This window comes from Sinomonas sp. P47F7, assembly GCF_049332655.1.
Taxonomy (GTDB): Bacteria; Actinomycetota; Actinomycetes; order Actinomycetales; family Micrococcaceae; genus Sinomonas.
The window spans coordinates 2,528,436-2,544,969 of sequence record NZ_CP186327.1; the positions used below are offsets into that span (position 1 = coordinate 2,528,436).

The window sequence follows — 16,534 nt, forward strand, 5'->3', positions numbered from 1 at the left end:
CAACGCCGCCCAGGAGGCGCACTTCGGCCGAGGCGTACTATCTCCGCCCCGCCGCGACCCCGGCGCCCGAATCGCGCCGAACCCTCGCACGCCCAGAGTGCACGAGGAACGGGGCCGCGCGGCGATGGACCCGCCGATGCGAGGCGTGGTCCGCGGCCCCCGCGGCCTGCGGCTCGGCCGCTCCGGCCGCGCCCCGCATGGCCCGCGCATCCTCCGACCGGTAGAAGAAGTGCTTGGCTCCCTCGACGAAGAGCAGATATGTCAGCACCATCCCGACCAGCGCGAGAAAGAACGGAGCGGGCAAGGGGCGGAATCCGATGACGTCCCCTATCGGGGTGTAAGGGATGACGGCGCCGATCGCGACTACCGCGAGAACGCTCGTCGACAGGGCCGCCGACGCTCGGCTTCGGAAGAACGGGATCAGGCGGGTCCGGATCGCGAAGACAATCAGGGTCTGAGTGGCGAGGGACTCGACGAACCATCCGGCCCGGAACTCCTCCGGCGCAGCGTTGAAGACGCCGAGCATGAGGCCAAACGTCGCGAAGTCGAAGACCGAGGAGATCGGCCCGAAGATCACCATGAACCTCCGAATGGCGCCGATGTCCCAGTGCGCTGGCCTTCGGAGCTGATCCTGATCGACCCTGTCAGTGGGGATCGCCAGCTGGCTCGTGTCGTAGAGGAGGTTGTTGAGCAGGATCTGCCCGGGGAGCATCGGCAGGAAGCTGAGGAAGGCGCTCGCCGCCGCGGCGGAAAACATGTTGCCGAAGTTGCTGCTCGTGCCCATGAGGAGGTACTTGATGGTGTTGGCGAAGATCCGTCGCCCGCCGACCACCCCGTTGGCAAGGACTCCGAGGTCCTTCTCCAGAAGGACGACGTCGGCCGCGTCCTTCGCGACGTCGGCGGCGGTATCGACGGAGATCCCCACATCGGCCCGGTTGAGGGCCAGCGCGTCGTTGACCCCGTCGCCCAGGAACCCCACGGAGTGCGCCTGGCGGAGGACGGTCACGATGCGCGCCTTCTGCTCGGGAGACAACCTCGCGAACACCCGAGCGCTCCCCGCCGCGACTCGGAGCTCGTCGTCGTCCAAGGCGGCGACTTGGGCGCCGGTCAAGACGGCACCTTCAGGCATACCCAGGACCGACACGACGTGCTGCGCGACGAGCGCGTTGTCGCCCGTCGCGATCTTGACGTCGACGCCCAGTTCGGCGAGGCGGTTGAGCGACTCACTCGCGTCCCCCTTCGGACGGTCGATGAAGCTCAGGTACCCCTCAAGCGTCAGCCGAGTGCCGCCGTCGTCCGCTCCGCTCGCCACGGCGACGACCCGCGCGCCGCGGCGGAACAACTCGTCGAGCTGCTGCCGAGCCGAGTCGGTCACGTTGGAGCAGCGCTCCAGCACGGCCTCGGGCGCGCCCTTGAGGATGCGGACCGGCCCGGTTGCGGTCCCCGTGCCGTCGGGACCCGAGACGACCGTCTCCATGGTGCGGGTGTCGTGGTCGAACGGACGGAAAGCCAGCCGGCGGCGACCCGCCAGTCCGGCGCGACGCTCGGCAAACTCATCCCACAGCGCCTGGTCCACGGGGTTCTGTCCCGCCCCCGACGAGCCGTGCAGGGAGGGGTCTGCCTCGCAGCAGAGAAGGGCGAGCTCCACGAGCCGCGCCCGCCCGTCGGCGCCGTCGGCGCCTGCGGCGCCTGCGGGCACGGCCTCCTCGAAGCCGATGTGGCCCTCGGTGAGCGTTCCGGTCTTGTCCGTCACGAGGACATCGAGGTTGCCGAGGTCCTCGATCGCGAGCAGTCGCTTCACGAGCACGCCGTCCTTCGCGAGGAGGCGCGACCCTGCGGCAAGGCTCGTACTGACGACGGCGGGGAGCAGCTGGGGCGTGATCCCCACCGCTATCGCGAGGGAGAACAGGATCGAGTCGAGCAGGGGGCGGGCCAGCACAAGGTTGATGAGCAGGATGCCGGCGGTGAGCGCGATCCCGACCCAGAGGAGCATGAACGAGAACTCCTTGAGTCCGCGTTGAAAGGCCGTCTCCGGCGACCCCGCGGCGAGCCCGGCCGCGATCCGGCCGAATTCCGTTCCTCCGCCCGTCGCAGTGACGACTCCCCGCCCGGAGCCCGCGTGGACGACTGTCCCCATGAGGAGGCAGTCCGACAGCTCGGCGAGGTCCGCTCGCCCGCCAACCGCTTCGACGGACTTCTCGACCGCCGCTGACTCGCCGGTGAGCACTCCCTCGTCCGTCTCCAGATCGACGGCCTCCAAGAGCCGGACATCGGCCGGGACGATGTTCCCCAGCCCGATCCGGATCACGTCGCCCGGGACGAGCTCGCGCACCGGAACCGACCGTTCTCGCCCGTCGCGGACCACGACGGCGTTGTGGCTGATTCGCTCGTGGAGTTCCGCGGCCGTCCGCTCCGCCCGGTACTCGTTGGCGAAGCCGAGGAGGCCGCTCCCGAGCAGGATGACCACGATGATGGCCGCATTGAGCCGATCCCCCGTGGCGAAGGACATGCCGGCGGCGACTACAAGCAGGGCCTGAAGCGGGCTCACAAACTGGCGGAGGAGCACGTGGGGCCAACTGACGCGACGCGCTTCGAGCACATTCGCCCCGAACGCGAGCCGACGCGCGGCTTCCTCCTCGCTGAGCCCCTCAGGCCGCGACCCCAGGGAGCCGAGGACGCCCGTGGCGGTCATCGCCGCGGCGCTGCCGATGGGCAGCTGGACAAGCGCAGTGTCAGTCTGGACGCCCACGGCCCACACTCTACGTGAGGTCGGCGAGCGCCGCGCCGATGGCGCTGGCCGACCCCGCGAGCCGGGCCCGCTCGCCGTCGTTCATGGGGACCTCGAGGACGGTGCGGACGCCGCGTGAGCCGACAATGCTCGGGAGGCTTAGGGCGACACCGCTCACTCCATGGTTCCCGTCAAGAACGGTCGAAACCGGCAGGACCGCGTCCTCATCCCTGAGCACGGCCTCGATGATCCGAGCGGCGGCAAGGCCAATGGCGTAGTTGGTGGCGCCTTTGCCGGCAATGACGCGGTAGGCGGCGTTGGCCACCTCCCTGGCGAGGCCATCCAGCGATTCCGGCGAGAAGGGCCTCTCGCCGCCGGGCAGTTCCCAGTCCCTGAGGGGCACCCCGCCGATGGCCGCGCCGGTCCAGAGCGGGAATTCCGTGTCGCCGTGCTCACCCACGATGTACGCATGCACGGACGATCGGGAAACACCCGCCTTCTGCGCAATCAGCCAGCGCAGCCGCGACGTGTCCAACACCGTTCCCGAGCCCACCACGCGGCCGGCCGGGAGGTCCGCGATCCGCTGGGCGAGGACGGTCATCACGTCGCACGGGTTGGTGACGAGCAGGTACACGGCGTCGGGCGCGACGGCCAGGAGCGGCGGCAGCACCGTGCCGAGGATCGCGGCGTTGGTCGCCGCGAGCTCGAGGCGGCTTTGGCCGGGCTTCTGCTTCGCCCCGGCTGCGATGACGACGACGGCGGCGCCCGCCGCGAGCGAGACGTCGGTCCCGCCCGTGATGCTGCCCGCGCCCGTGAACTGCGTCCCGTGGGCGAGGTCGAGCACCTGGGCCTCGACCTTCGGTCCGTCGACATCGTAGAGGACGATGTCCCGCGCCGAGCCGCGGATGAGGGCTGCATAGGCAATCGAACTGCCAACCGCCCCCGCGCCGACGACTACCAGCTTTCCTGTCTGCAGCACGGTTCCTCTCCCCTCAAGGGCTACGCCCGCATTCCGCGGATGATCGCAGCGTTGACCCGAAGATAGGCGCGGTCGCGTTCGGCGCCCAGCAGCCCCGCAAGCACGGGCCCGGCGTTCTCGAGGATGGTCACGAGGGCGTGAATCCCGCGGCCCACGATCCCGTTCGTCGGCTCGCCGGGGAGCAGGACGCCGCATCCCGCGGCGTCGGGGTCAACCGCCTGCGGGACGCGCGGCGCGCCCGGTGCACGGTCGGGGCTGTCGATGAGCGCCCACATCTCGTCCACTGGGGTTGCTGGTCCGATGCGGTTGCGGGGGCCGCGCCAGACGACGAGCGCGGTGCCCCGCGCTGCCGCGACCGCTTCGATGACGGTGCCGCTGCGCGGGTCGGGGTTCAGCGGGCGCGCGTAGACGTCGTCGAAGAAGTACAGCTCCTGGCTGGCCCACCGAATCTCGGAGTAGCACCAGTCGTCGGAAAGAAATGCGCCCGCCGGTTGCGCCATGCGTTATCCCCTCATCGCAAGGTGCGTAATTGCACTCATGGTACGAGTCCGAACGCCATTCGCGGCAGAGGCGTAGTACCTCCCGCGAGCGGGTGTCGTTACCTCGCCTCTGCGAGCCGCCTGCGCCAGTCGGCGGGGACGCGGTCTGCGGGGCCGGGCGCCGGCTGCGTGGCCGGATGATGCCGCGGCGGTGGGAGCAGCGGTCCCCTCACGGGCCGCTCAGCGAGATAGTCCCAGAACCAGTCCTCGCCCGGCTCGAAGGTCTGGATGAACCGGTGCCCGGTGCCCTCGAAATGGCGGCGGGCATGTTGCGCGAGGGAATCATCGCAGCACCCGATGTGCCCGCAGTTGACGCAGCGCCGCAGGTGGAACCACCAGCCGCCTGCCTCATCGCAATCGAAGCAGCCCATGCCCGACGGCCCAGGAAGGTCCTCGGACCCCAGGCCTGTGATGTCCGAAGGATCCGCGCTCCGCTCAGCCATGGACCAACTCTATGCCGCCCGTACAAGAGGCCCCAGGGCGGCCCCGCGGAACAGCTGACGATCGACTCACGCCGCAGTGAGCGCCTCCGAGAGTCCATGAAAACTGTTGACAAGATTGCGCAAGGACTTCCATACTCGCTTCAGGAGATCCGTATCGGTCAAGGAGTTGTGATGACTGCGACACTCACCGACGTCGCGAGATTGGCTGGCGTTTCGCTCGCGACGGCGTCCCGCGCCTTCAGCGATCCAGGCCGACTCGCCGCGGAAACCCGGCAGAGGGTGATCTTGGCGGCCGAGGCGCTGGGCTACGCCGCATCGGCCCCCACGGGAAGCCGGACCTTTGGGGTGATCGTCCCCGATGTCTCGAACGCCGTCTTCGCGGTCCTCCTCAAGGCCTTGCAGGAGCGTGCGTGGCCGGGCCACCACCGCATGGTCCTCGCCGACACCGCCGAATCAGTCGACAGGGAGCGCGAGCACCTCTCCTCTCTCGCAGCCTCCGTCGACGGGCTCATCCTGTGCTCGCCGCGTCTGCCCGCCGGGGAGATCCGCGAGCTTGTAGGCCAGACCCCTCTCATCGTGATCAACGGCGAGGCCGAAGGCGCCGCGAGCGTGCTCATGGACGCCGACGCGGGGCTCCGCCAGGCCGTTGAGCATCTCTTCGCGCTCGGCCATCGCCGCTTCGCCTACGTACCGGGACCGGCGTCGTCGTGGGCCAACCGCCAGCGCCTGGACGCCGTGACGCGCCGCTGCGAGGAATGGGGCGTTGAGCTCGTCACCGTCGGGAACCAGAACGCAACGGTCGACGGCGGCCTGGCCGCCGCCGCTTCGGTCGTCGCCAGCGGCGCCACCGCCGTCATTGCGTACAACGACCTCGTCGCGGTGGGACTCCTCGCGGGTGCCCGAACGCTCGGCTATCACTGCCCGGAGGACGTGAGCGTGGTCGGCATCGACGATCTCGACATCGCCGCAGCCGCCGAACCCGGTCTCACCTCCGTGCGCGTCGCCATTGAAGGCAGCGGCACGCTCGCGCTCGACCTGCTGCTGAAGGAGCTCTCAGGCAAGGCCACGCCGTCAAAGTCCGTGCATCTCGGTTCGCAGCTCATTGTGCGCGGCTCGAGTTTCTCGGCGCGCGGCGCGGGCCGCGACCTCCAGGGGACCCCGGCATGAGGGTCGTCATCGCGGAGAGCAATCTGCTCCCCCACCGGCTCCTCCTCGAGGAGCTGCTGCCGGCGGGCACCGCGACCTCGTGGCACGACGCGTGGGAGGAGCAGGCGCTCGTCGAGGACCTTGGCGATGCCGACGTCTACGTTGGCGCTCGTTTCACGGCCGCCATGGGAGCGGCGGCCCAAAAGCTCCGGCTCGTCCATGTTGCCGGCGCGGGCTACGACGGGATCCACGCGAGCGCCCTCCCGCACGGGTGCGAATGCGCGAACACGTTCCACCACGAGTCCTCGATCGCCGAGCACATCGCCTCCGTCCTCGTGGCGCTCCGCCGCAACCTGATCGGCCAGGACGCGGCCCTCCGCGGTGGAGCGTGGGCCTCGTCCGTCTATTCACGGTCCATCCATCAGCCAGAGACCCTGCGTGGCTCGACCGTGGCGTTCCTCGGCTTCGGCCACATCGGCCAGGCCGCGTGGAACCTCCTGCGCGCGTTCGGCGCCGAGGGCATTGCGATCACCCGCAGCGGCGGGGTCGACGCTGCCGGGCAGGGCCTCCGCTGGGCCGGCCCGACCGCCATGCTCGGCGAAGCCCTCGCCGCGGCGGAGATCCTCGTGGTGAGCATCCCGCTCAGCGAGGAAACCGCTTCGGTGATCGGCGCCGTCGAACTCGGCCAACTCGGATCCAACGGCCTGCTGGTCAACGTGGCACGCGGCCCGGTTGTGGACGAGACCGCGCTCTACGAGGCCCTCCGCGATCGCCGGATCGCGGGCGCCGCGATCGACGTCTGGTATCGGTACCCCGGCCCCGACGGGATATCCGAGCCGTCCAGCCTTCCGTTCGGCAGCCTCGACAACACGATCCTCACCCCGCATTCGTCCGGCGTGACCGCCGAGACCTTCCGCGGCCGCGTCCGCGATATCGCCGAGAACATCACCCGACTCTCCCGAAACGAACCACTCAAGAACGTTGTGATCACCAGATGACCCGCAAAATCTCAGGCGTCGAGGTGCTCGTCACGAGCCCGTCGCGCAACTTTGTCACGCTCAAGATCACCACAGACGACGGCATCGTCGGCTGGGGCGACGCGACGCTCAACGGCCGCGAGCTCTCCGTGGCGAGCTACCTTCGCGACCACCTCGCGCCCGCACTCTTGGGCCGCGACGCGGACCGCATCGAGGACACCTGGCAGTTCCTCTATCGTGGCGCGTACTGGCGCCGCGGCCCCGTGACCATGGCAGCGATCGGCGCCGTCGACCTCGCGCTGTGGGACATCAAGGGCAAGGCACTCGGCGTCCCCGTGTACCAGCTCCTCGGCGGGGCGGCGCGGGACAAGGTCCTCACCTACACCCACTCGACGGGGTGGGACCTTCCGGAGCTGCTCGACTCCATCGAACGACGGCGGGAGCAAGGCTTCAGCGCGGTCCGCGCCCAGTCGGGGGTTCCAGGACTCGACAAGGTCTACGGCGTCACCCGCGGCGCGGCAAGCTACGAGCCCGCGGGCCGAGGCGGCGGCCCCGCCGAGGAGATCTGGGACACCTCGGCGTACCTGCGGCACGCGCCCATGATCCTTGGGGCCATCCGCGAGCACGTAGGCCCCGAGCTCAAGCTCCTCCACGACGTGCACCACCGCCTCAACCCGACCGAGGCGGCCCGGCTCGCGAAGTCGCTCGAGGAGGTCGATCTGTTCTGGCTCGAGGACGTCACGCCCGCGGAGAACCAGCGCCTCCTGCGGGCCGTCCGAGCCCAGACCACCGTTCCGCTCGCCATCGGCGAGGTGTTCAACACGATCTGGGACTGCGAGGCACTTCTCACCGAGCGGCTCATCGACTACATCCGCACGGCCGTGGTCCACGCGGGCGGGATCTCCCACGTCCGCAAGATCTTGGCCCTCGCGGAGGTCTACCAGGTCAAAGGCGCGCCGCACGGCCCCTCCGACGTCTCCCCGATCAGCCTTTCAGCGTCGCTCCACGTGGGCCTCGCGACCACGAACTTCGGCATCCAGGAGTACATGGGCTACGAGCCACTTGTCTCCGAGGTCTTCCGCAGCAGCTACACGTTCAAGGACGGCTACCTCCACCCGGGGAACGAGCCCGGCCTCGGAGTCGAGGTCGACGAATCCGCCGCCGCGCGCTTCCCCTACTCCCCCGCCTACCTGCCGATCGCGCGCGAGCTCGACGGCACCATGAAGGACTGGTGAGCATGGCCGAGCCTTCCGCGCTTCCGCGGCTTTCAGCAGCGTCCGACGGCGCGCCTCGCCCCGGCGGGCTGCGTCCCGGGATCGTCCATCTCGGCTTGGGCAACTTCCACCGGGCGCACCAGGCCGTATATACCCGGGCCGCGCTTGACGCCTCTCGGGCGGGACGGGCGGGCGAAGAATGCTGGGGAATCATCGGCGTCGCGAACCGGTCCGCGGCGGTCCCCGACGCCATGCACGCCCAGGACCTCCTGTACACGGTCGTCGAGATCGCGCCCGAGGGCCAGCGATTCTCGGTTCCCGGCGTGCACACAGACGCGTTCACGGCGGCCGGCGAACCCGAGCGAGTGGTGGCATCGATCGGGGCGTCCGGGACGCGGATCGTCTCGCTCACGGTGACGGAGAACGGCTACTACTACAGCCCCCGCACGGGTCACCTCGTCGTCGACGACCCCGCGATCCGACGCGACGTGTCCGATACGGCCCGGCCGGCGACGCCCATCGGGCAGATAGCGCGCGGACTTCAGTCGCGGGCCCGGTCCCACGGCGAGCCGATCACGGTGCTGAGCTGCGACAACCTCGCGGACAACGGCCACCATACCGAGCGGCTCGTGAGAGAGTTCGCCGGGCTTCTGCCGGAGGCCGAGGCCGCCGAACTGCTCGCGTTCATCGCGGACCGGGTCACGTTCCCATCGACGATGGTGGACCGGATCGTGCCGGCCACCACCGACCACTACCGGCGTCTCGTGGCCGATCGGCTTGGCTACGTCGACGACGTCCCCGTGCCCGCTGAACCGTTCAGCATGTGGGTCCTCGAGGACCGATTCGCCGCCGGCCGGCCCGCGTGGGAAGCCGGCGGGGCCGTGTTCTCGGACGAGGTCTCCCGCTACGAGGAGCTCAAGGTGAGGCTCCTCAACGGGACGCACTCGCTCATCGCCTACCTTGGTGCGCTCTCGGGGGCCGCGACGATTCCCGAGTCCGTTCGCCGGGCACCGATCGAGGCCGCGGCGCGAGCAGTGCTGCGCGACGAGTATCGGCCCAGTGTGACGGCCCCGCGCGGCGTCGACCTCGACGCTTACGAGGAGGATCTCTTCACGCGCTGGCGCAACACGGCGCTTGGGCACAGGACGAGCCAGGTTGGTTCGGACGGCTCGCTCAAGCTCCGCCAGAGGATCCCGGTCCCGGCACTCGCCGCGCTCGACGCCGGCCGGATGCCGCATTTCCTCGCCCTCACCGCCGCCGCCTACCTCGCGTGCCTCGCCCCGCTGCCCGGCTTCGACCCCGGCCCCCACGCTTCGGCCATGGTGGACCCAGCGCGCGGTGCGCTAGCGCAGGCAGCCGAGCGCTCGTCGTCGCCCGTCGACCTCGCCCGCCGCGTCCTCGGCGAGCAGCATCTGCTCGGCGAGGAGCTCGCGGGCCGGGACGCGTTCATCGAGCGCACCGGCGAGCTCCTCGACGTCATTCGCGCCCATGGCGCGCCCGCCGCCGCTGCGGAGGCCGGCGCCGCGCATCACCACACCGCCTGACCAACACCTAGACCGCCTGACCAACACCAAGGAGGGCTCCCTCAGCATCCACACCCTGCCGACTGTCCGGGATACCAGACACGTCCCACTCGTCCGCCCGACAACCCGACCACCCCACCCCATCCATCCCACACAGCACGTCGTTCCATTCAAAGGAGTCTGGACATGACCTCAACACCCGGCCACGCCGCCGTCGACCGCTCCCCCGTCGACCAGTCGAAGGTGCGCAAGGCGGCCCTCGCAGGGCTCGTGGGCACCACGCTCGAGCTGTACGACTTCGTCATCTACGGCACGGCCTCGGCGCTCATCTTCAGCAAGCTGTTCTTCCCGAATGTCTCCCCGGCCGCCGGGCTGCTCGCGAGCTTCAGCACGTTCGCGGTCGGCTTCCTGTTCCGTCCCGTGGGCGGCGTGTTCTTCTCCCACTTCGGCGACCGGCTCGGGCGCAAATGGGTGCTCGTGACCACGCTCTTCCTCATGGGCGGCTCGACCCTCGCGATCGGCATCCTCCCGACCTTCGACCAGGTGGGCCTCTTCGCCCCGATCCTGCTCGTGCTGTGCCGCGCCCTCCAGGGCTTCGGCGCCGGTGCAGAGCAGTCCGGAGGCGCCACGCTCCTCACCGAATCCGCGGCCCCCGGGACACGCGGTCGGCTCGCCTCGCTCATCATGGTCGGAGCCGCCGCCGGCACCGCGCTGGGTGCCCTCGTGTGGATCGCCGCTCAGGCCATGGCCCCGCACGACATGATGTCCTGGGGTTGGCGGCTCATATTCATATCCAGCATCCTCGTCACGATCGCTGCCATGATCATGAGGCGCAAGCTCGAGGAGTCCCCCGTCTTCGAGGAGATCAAGCAGGAGCGCGACGAGCCGCCTGCGCCGCTGCGCGAGGTGGTGCGGCACGGCAAGGCGAACGTGTTCCGGGTCATCATGATGAACCTCGGCGTGAGCACGCAGTCGTACGCGATCCAGGTGTTCATGGCGTCGTACCTCATCACTGTGGTCAAGACCGACCCCAAGTACATTCCGATCGTGCTCTTCATCGGCTCGCTGTGCGGCGGGGTCGCGGCGGTCGCGTTCGGAACTCTGTCCGACCGCATCGGGCGGCGGCGCGTCACCTCGCTCATCACCGGGGTGCTCGTGCTGTTCCCCGCGCCCGCGTTCCTCCTGCTGACCACGGGCAATCCGGTCGCGATCCTGCTCGTGATCGTCATCGGCTTCATGCTCGCGTGCCAGGGCGTGGTCGGCGTGCACATGAGCTACTTCCCGGAGGTCTTCGGCAGCCGCTACCGGTACGCGGGCGTGACGCTCGGGCGCGAATTCTCGGCCATCATCGGCGGCGGGATCGCGCCCATGATCTGCGCGGGCCTCTTGGCGGCTTTCAACAACTCGTGGATTCCCGTGGCGATCTACATGGGCGTGACCATGCTCGCGAGCTTCATCGCCACGCGGATGACTCCCGAAACCCTCAACCGCGACCTCGCCGACCCGGAGGACGCGACCTTCCGGGGCACCGCGTCGGCGGCGGGCGCGGCGCCGGCTGTGCCCGGTCGGGCCTGACCAATCGGAGCGTGCGTGTCGTCACGCTCGGGTAGCCGGCACTCTCAGGGGGGGCCGGCTACCCCTTCCGATCCAAGTCCACGACCGGCTGGGGCGGATGCCCTTGCTGTTTGGTCAGTCGCGCTCGGGCATTGTGCTCGACCAGGATCGGGACGTAGTCCCTGATCGGGCCGGTCATTTCGGAGCTGGCGGCGCTCACCGCATTGGCCACGGCTTCCTCGGCGAGTTCGGGGAAACGCTTCGTGAGCCGGGACCGCACAGTCTCCAGAGCCTGGGCTTCACTCTGCTGCATCCTTCAATCCTCCTCACTCAGCCGTCTTCCGCAACCCCTGCCGGTGGACGACCGCGGCCCGCTTCCTCTTTGAGGAGGTACACGACCGTCGTCTCGGTGTCGGCCGGATCCGGGGCCGGATCTCCGTAGATCTCCCAGGAGTGCCCCGCGGACTCCCGCCGATTCGCAGCCATCCACTCGTCGATCGCTTGGTATGCCTCGTTCAGGCGGTCGTACGGCCCCCGATGGACCGCTACGGCGGCTTCGCCGGCTGGCGTTTCAGTCGCATACACCTCGCCCGTCGTCTCAAAGGTGCGCGTGACTTCGACCCCGAAGTCACACAGGATGGGTGCGCCCGGCCCGTTCGGATGGTGGTAGACGAAAATGTTGTGGCCGTCCGTCCACAGACCCTGTTGGCCCCGAATGAAGTCCCAGACCTTGCCGATCGCGGGCCCCCAAGCCGAACCAACCTGATGCGGCGCGACCTCTCGGCGGACCGCGGCGAGTTTGCGCGGATGAACCGTGTGGACACTGACCGGGAGCGCCATGCCGGGATTCTAGATCTCACCCAGCCGGGGTGCACCTCTCATGGGGGCGCTTTATGGTGTGCGCCTCAATGAGCCTCTCGGCCATGGACCGCGCCCGCGCCGCCGCCTCGGCGTCCCCCTCGACGGCGGTGATGAGTGCCCCTCGGGCAATGATCTGGAACGAACGGGTGAACTCGACAGGGCTGTCCAGGCCGGATTCCGCAACCGCGGCAGCGACACGGGCTCTGCTGCGGTCGAGGAATTCCACGACGGCAAGCCGCAGAGAATCCGTCGGCTCGAGCTCGTTCAGCACGCGAAGGATCGATGACAGCGCGACCACGCTCCGCCTCGACCACTCATCAAAAACATCGAAAACCGCAAGGAGCCCATCCGCACCCGTCAGCCCACCATCAGCCTTGGCCGTTTCGACCAGCGCGCCGAGGTTCTTGAGGCCGTGCTCGAGGTAGGCGACGACAACCTTTTCCTTCGAGCCGAAGCGCTGATAGAAGGTGGACTTGCTGGCGTGCGCCTTCGCCAAGATGCCCTCGACGCTGACGTCCAGCAGGCCGTGCTCGTCAAAAAGCTCGAAGGCCGCGGCGAGGATCCGCTCGCCCGGATCCTCGGAGGTCCCCGCTGGAGTCATGTACGACGACGGTAGTCGGCTTTCTCGACCGCATCTTCACCCCAAAGGGTGGTGCTTTCCCCCTCGCGGGATCGTAGGGTTCAACCGTGGGTGCGATCAGGGTGGCATTGGTCAATGACTACGAAGTTGTGGTCCGGGGACTCCAGGCGATGCTCCGGTCCTACGCCGATGTGCTGCACGTCGTGGAACTCGATGCGAGCGAAGACGTCGCACAAGCCGTGGACATCACTCTCTACGACACTTTCGCCGCACCCCAAGGCGATCGCGAGGAGGTCCGTCAGCTGGCCTCCAACCCCCTCTCTGGCAAGGTCGTCGTCTACACATGGGACCTCGATTCGGCCAGGGCCGCTGCAGCGCTGGCCAACGGCGCCAGCGGGTATCTGTCCAAGGGCCTGACTGCGGGCCAATTGGCCGCTGCGCTGCAGGATCTGCACGGCGACGATCCCCAGGCTCGCGTGCTCCTCGAAGGTTCAGCCAGGACGATCGGCGGGGACTGGCCAGGCCGAGAAGAAGGCCTCACCCAGCGGGAATCCGAGGTCCTGGCCCTCATCACCCAGGGCCTCAGCAACGCCGCCATCGCCGATCGCACTAGCCTCTCCCCCAACTCCGTGAAGACATATATCCGCAGTTGCTACCGGCGCATCGGGGTCAGCAGTCGCTCGAACGCCATCCTCTGGGGCATCGACCACGGCTTCCGGCCCGATCGACGGCGGATCATTCCTCCCCCGGCGGAGGAACCGAAGCGCTCTGTCTGATTACCTCGCCCCGCGGTGCGCCTCGTCGAGCAGGCGCGCGCAGCGGATGAAGCCCAAGTGCGAATAGGCCTGCGGGTGGTTCCCCAAGTGCGTTTCCGTCGCGGGATCGTATTCCTCCGGGAGGAGCCCAGTCGGCCCCATGAGCGCGGCGAGGCGCGCAAAGAGGTCCTCCGCGTCGTCGACGCGGCCCACCGCGAGGAACGCTTCAATGAGCCACGCCGTGCACAGGTGGAACCCGCCCTCGAGACCCGGCAGGCCGTCGTCGTACGTGTAGCGGAACACGGTGGGGCCCACGCGGAGCTCCCGCTCAACGGCGGCGACCGTCGCGAGGAAGCGGGGATCGAGCGGGTCGACGAGTCCGGTGAGCCCCACGTGCAGCACTGCTGCGTCGAGGTCGGGGCTGTCGTAGGCGACCGTGAACGCGCGCGCGCCGTCGTCCCACCCTTCGGCGAGCACCTCCGAACGGACGACGGCCGCGAGCGGCCCCCAGCCGTCGTCGGGCGTTCGCTCATGGCGGTGGGCCACGCGAAGCGCACGGTCGAGCGTGACCCAGCACATCGTCTTCGTGTAGACGTGGTGCCGCGGGGCGCGCCGTGCCTCCCAAATGCCGTGGTCCGGCTCGTGCCACCGGGCCGCGACCGCGGCAGCCATCTGGACGAGGATGCGCCAGTGGGCATCGGGCAGCTCGCCCGTGCGCTCGGACAGCGCGTCGATGAGCTGCGCCACGGGGCCGAACACGTCGAGCTGCACTTGGTGGTCTGCGGCGTTGCCGATGCGAACGGGCCGAGAGCCGGCGTACCCCGGAAGATGCTCGATCGAGGCTTCAGTGGAGAGCGGCGCGCCCGTCACCGAGTAGAGCGGGTGCAGCCACTCAGGCCCGGGAGCCGACGCCAGGATCCGGCCGAGCCACGCGAGGAAGCCGTCCGCCTCCTCCGTGGAGCCGAGCTCGACGAGCGTCAACACCGTGAGCGACGCGTCGCGGAGCCAGCAGTAGCGATAGTCCCAGTTCCGCGTGCCGCCGATCCCCTCCGGGAGCGACGTGGTGGGCGCGGCGAGCACCGCACCGGTCGGCTCGTGGACGAGGTGGCGGAGGGTCAGTGCCGACCGGACCACGAGCGAGGGTTTGACCGCCGGGATCTCGAGGCGCTGGACCCACGCTCGAGCGGCCCGGGCGACGGCCTCGCGGCGCTCGGGCTCCCCGGCCGGATCGGGCTCGTGCACCTCGGGGTCGCCGCAGCGCAGCGTGAGGACGATCGGCCCCTGTGAGAGGTCCACCCGGCCGGTCGCGGACGCGTGGCGACCGTCGCTCTCGATCGCGAAGCGCACGCCGGGTGCGTGCAGGACGATCGGCTCAGACGTCCCCACCACGTGGAGCACGTCCCCGCGGGACTCTATGGCGCAGGGCGCGCCCGCGTAGTCGGGCCGTGGGGCGAACACGATCCGCGCGGTCCCAGAGCCGGTGAGGACCCGTACGAGCTGGGTGATGCCCTCGGGAGAGGGCTCGAGGTAGTCCGTCACCGCGACATCGGCCCAGCGTGTCTCCACAATCATCGTGTTGTCGACGTACCGCTGGCCGAGCAGCCGCGATGCGGCTACCGGCCCGACGGAGAAGTGCCCGGCCGGATCTCCGCCGAGGACATGCGCGAAGAGAGAACCGGAATCCGGCAGCGGATGCGTCAGCCAGCAGATGGTGCCGTCCGGAGTCACGAGGGCCGTCGAGCTCCCATCCCCCAACATCGAGTGCCGCTCAAGGGCGACTGCTTCCTCGCCGAAGAGCCACGCTCGCCGCAACTCGAAAAGCACCGCAAGCAAGCGCGCGAAGGCGTCGGGGTCGCGCAGCTGGTGACGCGCCGTCGTCGCCCGCGGCCCCACGTGCAGCCCAAGGTCCGGACCGCGCAGCGTCCCGAGCGCTCCCTCGTCGCTCGCGGCGTCCCCCGCAAACAGCGCAGCGCTCACCCCGAGCTGGGCACGCAGCTTGTCGAGTGCGGCGCCCTTGGCCGGCGGCAGCGCGCAGAGGTCCAAGACCGTCCCGTCCTCGATGAAGGACAGGCCATACGCCGCGGCGACTTCGCGGGCGACGGCGGTCGCGACCTCGGCGGCGTCCGGATCGGCCTCGCGTCGGTGCACCGCGAACGCCGCTGGCTTGCGTTCGAACGCGAGGCGGTGCTCCGTCACGAGTCGCTCCGCCTGCGCCACGCCGAGCCTCGCCGTGAGCCGCTCCACCAAGGCGTTCCCGGCGAGCTGGAGGACGCCTTCCGTGGCCTGCGGGATCGTATATGCGAAGGCCATGTCGAACTCGTGGCCGTGTGAGCCGACCAGGTGGATCTCGGCTGGCAGCCGCGAAACGGCGGCGAGGTCTCGCAGGGAACGGCCCGAGATCACGGCAGCGTGGGTGTTCGGGAGCGCCGCGAGGGCGCGCAGCGCGACGGCTGCGCTGTCGAGCGGAAGCGTCTCCGTGGTCTGGCCGTCCACCGGCGTGAGGGTGCCCCCGTAGTTGCACGCGACGAGGAGCGCGGGCTGCCTCGCCAAGAGCTTGAGCTCGGCCATGAGGCCGGGACCGATTCCGTCCCCGTCGTTCTCGCCCAGCAGATACGGGCGGAGAAGACCCAACGGCAGGGAGCCGCCGAGCAGCGCCGATTCGGAGACCGTCCGGTTCAGGGGTGTTGCCATGTGTTCCTCCGCTCGACCCACCTGCGCTCAAGTGTGGGCGGGACGGATTTCGGCTCGACGGCGCGGGTGTTGCGCTGGCGTAAAACGCGTTCGCGCGCTGGATTCGACTTCTCTCGCTCCGGGGGCCGCGCGCGGTCACCGTTGAACGGGCGGTTCAGGACGCAGAGGACCTCGTAGCTTGGCTGTCTCGGCCCGCGCGGTCTCCGCAACCCACGATTCTTGTCCGGCTAGGGGCAGAAGCCCCTTCTGACGCGCTCGCGGCCCGTGGAATGCTGAGGCTGACCTGCGAGGGAGGACCGTGATGTCGACAGCAGATTACGGCTACGGGCCGGGGGCTCGGCATCAGGACCTCGAGCTTGATGAGGAGCAGTGCTGGGCGTTGCTTGGGCCTTCTGGGATCGGGCGCTTCGGGTTCCGTGCCCAACCCTCTCAGAAAGGGCTGAGTTGGGGCGCCTGAACGTGGCGTCCGGCCATCTGGGGTAGCCATGAACTCGACGATCTGCGCCCCTCCGTCGGCAGCTCCGCAGGTCGTGCATTCCGTCGA

General features: G+C 69.3%; 14 protein-coding genes. 6 read left to right on the top strand and 8 right to left on the bottom strand.

From position 1 onward, the window contains the following. Positions 1-37 precede the first annotated feature (37 nt). The 4 genes from mgtA to ACOKR1_RS11835 form a co-directional block, all read right to left on the bottom strand. A complete protein-coding gene (gene mgtA / locus ACOKR1_RS11820) occupies positions 38-2,749 on the bottom strand; it encodes a magnesium-translocating P-type ATPase (RefSeq protein WP_422933257.1) in 2,712 nt (903 codons plus the stop codon). A 10-nt stretch (positions 2,750-2,759) separates the two neighbouring features. Then, positions 2,760-3,704: an L-lactate dehydrogenase gene (locus ACOKR1_RS11825; RefSeq protein ID WP_422936624.1), complete on the bottom strand. Its 945-nt coding sequence runs from the start codon at positions 3,702-3,704 to the stop codon at positions 2,760-2,762. A 23-nt stretch (positions 3,705-3,727) separates the two neighbouring features. Further along, a complete protein-coding gene (locus ACOKR1_RS11830; RefSeq protein WP_422933258.1) occupies positions 3,728-4,207 on the bottom strand; it encodes a hypothetical protein in 480 nt (159 codons plus the stop codon). Between the two features lie 98 nt (positions 4,208-4,305). Further along, positions 4,306-4,617 carry a UBP-type zinc finger domain-containing protein gene (locus ACOKR1_RS11835; RefSeq protein ID WP_422936625.1) on the bottom strand — a complete coding sequence of 104 codons (312 nt, stop codon included), beginning with the start codon at positions 4,615-4,617 and terminating at the stop codon, positions 4,306-4,308. Between the two features lie 243 nt (positions 4,618-4,860). Here ACOKR1_RS11835 and ACOKR1_RS11840 point away from each other — a divergent pair, with 243 nt between their 5' ends. The 5 genes from ACOKR1_RS11840 (at position 4,861) to ACOKR1_RS11860 (ending at position 11,124) form a co-directional block, all read left to right on the top strand. Beyond that, on the top strand, positions 4,861-5,856 hold the full coding sequence (locus tag ACOKR1_RS11840) for a LacI family DNA-binding transcriptional regulator (protein WP_422933259.1): 996 nt from the start codon (positions 4,861-4,863) through the stop codon (positions 5,854-5,856). Beyond that, positions 5,853-6,833, top strand: a complete 981-nt coding sequence (locus ACOKR1_RS11845) for a 2-hydroxyacid dehydrogenase (RefSeq protein WP_422933260.1) — start codon at positions 5,853-5,855, stop codon at positions 6,831-6,833. The genes ACOKR1_RS11840 and ACOKR1_RS11845 overlap by 4 nt, the downstream gene beginning before the upstream one ends. Further along, a complete protein-coding gene (manD, locus tag ACOKR1_RS11850) occupies positions 6,830-8,047 on the top strand; it encodes a D-mannonate dehydratase ManD (RefSeq protein ID WP_422933261.1) in 1,218 nt (405 codons plus the stop codon). The genes ACOKR1_RS11845 and manD overlap by 4 nt, the downstream gene beginning before the upstream one ends. A gap of 2 nt (positions 8,048-8,049) precedes the next feature. Then, the gene (locus ACOKR1_RS11855) at positions 8,050-9,570 is read left to right on the top strand and encodes a mannitol dehydrogenase family protein (RefSeq protein ID WP_422933262.1); all 1,521 of its coding nucleotides are present in this window, start codon (positions 8,050-8,052) and stop codon (positions 9,568-9,570) included. Between the two features lie 165 nt (positions 9,571-9,735). Continuing rightward, a complete protein-coding gene (locus ACOKR1_RS11860; protein ID WP_422933263.1) occupies positions 9,736-11,124 on the top strand; it encodes an MFS transporter in 1,389 nt (462 codons plus the stop codon). A 58-nt stretch (positions 11,125-11,182) separates the two neighbouring features. Here the strand turns inward: ACOKR1_RS11860 and ACOKR1_RS11865 are convergent, their stop codons facing one another. From ACOKR1_RS11865 to ACOKR1_RS11875, 3 genes are read right to left on the bottom strand one after another with little or no spacing between them, the layout of a single operon-like run. Continuing rightward, entirely contained in the window at positions 11,183-11,416 is a 234-nt protein-coding gene (locus ACOKR1_RS11865) for a three-helix bundle dimerization domain-containing protein (protein ID WP_422933264.1), read from the bottom strand. 17 nt (positions 11,417-11,433) lie between these two features. After that, positions 11,434-11,943, bottom strand: coding sequence for a GyrI-like domain-containing protein (locus ACOKR1_RS11870; RefSeq protein ID WP_422933265.1), 510 nt, complete (start codon positions 11,941-11,943; stop codon positions 11,434-11,436). Positions 11,944-11,959: 16 nt separating this feature from the next. Further along, a complete protein-coding gene (locus ACOKR1_RS11875) occupies positions 11,960-12,565 on the bottom strand; it encodes a TetR/AcrR family transcriptional regulator (protein WP_422933266.1) in 606 nt (201 codons plus the stop codon). A gap of 86 nt (positions 12,566-12,651) precedes the next feature. On the opposite strand from ACOKR1_RS11875, the gene ACOKR1_RS11880 reads away from it, so the two are divergent. Next, on the top strand, positions 12,652-13,320 hold the full coding sequence (locus ACOKR1_RS11880; RefSeq protein ID WP_415854488.1) for a response regulator transcription factor: 669 nt from the start codon (positions 12,652-12,654) through the stop codon (positions 13,318-13,320). Here the strand turns inward: ACOKR1_RS11880 and ACOKR1_RS11885 are convergent, their stop codons facing one another. Further along, the gene (locus tag ACOKR1_RS11885; protein WP_422933267.1) at positions 13,321-15,990 is read right to left on the bottom strand and encodes a trehalase-like domain-containing protein; all 2,670 of its coding nucleotides are present in this window, start codon (positions 15,988-15,990) and stop codon (positions 13,321-13,323) included. Positions 15,991-16,534 lie beyond the last annotated feature (544 nt).

Excerpts from the sequence above, each read along its gene's own strand:
- ACOKR1_RS11830 (WP_422933258.1), bottom strand. The coding sequence starts at position 4,207 with ATGGCGCAACCGGCGGGCGCATTTCTTTCCGACGACTGGTGCTACTCC.
- ACOKR1_RS11835 (WP_422936625.1), bottom strand. The coding sequence starts at position 4,617 with ATGGGCTGCTTCGATTGCGATGAGGCAGGCGGCTGGTGGTTCCACCTG.
- ACOKR1_RS11840 (WP_422933259.1), top strand. The coding sequence starts at position 4,861 with ATGACTGCGACACTCACCGACGTCGCGAGATTGGCTGGCGTTTCGCTC.
- ACOKR1_RS11845 (WP_422933260.1), top strand. The coding sequence starts at position 5,853 with ATGAGGGTCGTCATCGCGGAGAGCAATCTGCTCCCCCACCGGCTCCTC.
- manD (WP_422933261.1), top strand. The coding sequence starts at position 6,830 with ATGACCCGCAAAATCTCAGGCGTCGAGGTGCTCGTCACGAGCCCGTCG.
- ACOKR1_RS11855 (WP_422933262.1), top strand. The coding sequence starts at position 8,050 with ATGGCCGAGCCTTCCGCGCTTCCGCGGCTTTCAGCAGCGTCCGACGGC.
- ACOKR1_RS11860 (WP_422933263.1), top strand. The coding sequence starts at position 9,736 with ATGACCTCAACACCCGGCCACGCCGCCGTCGACCGCTCCCCCGTCGAC.
- ACOKR1_RS11865 (WP_422933264.1), bottom strand. The coding sequence starts at position 11,416 with ATGCAGCAGAGTGAAGCCCAGGCTCTGGAGACTGTGCGGTCCCGGCTC.
- ACOKR1_RS11870 (WP_422933265.1), bottom strand. The coding sequence starts at position 11,943 with ATGGCGCTCCCGGTCAGTGTCCACACGGTTCATCCGCGCAAACTCGCC.
- ACOKR1_RS11875 (WP_422933266.1), bottom strand. The coding sequence starts at position 12,565 with ATGACTCCAGCGGGGACCTCCGAGGATCCGGGCGAGCGGATCCTCGCC.
- ACOKR1_RS11885 (WP_422933267.1), bottom strand. The coding sequence starts at position 15,990 with ATGGCAACACCCCTGAACCGGACGGTCTCCGAATCGGCGCTGCTCGGC.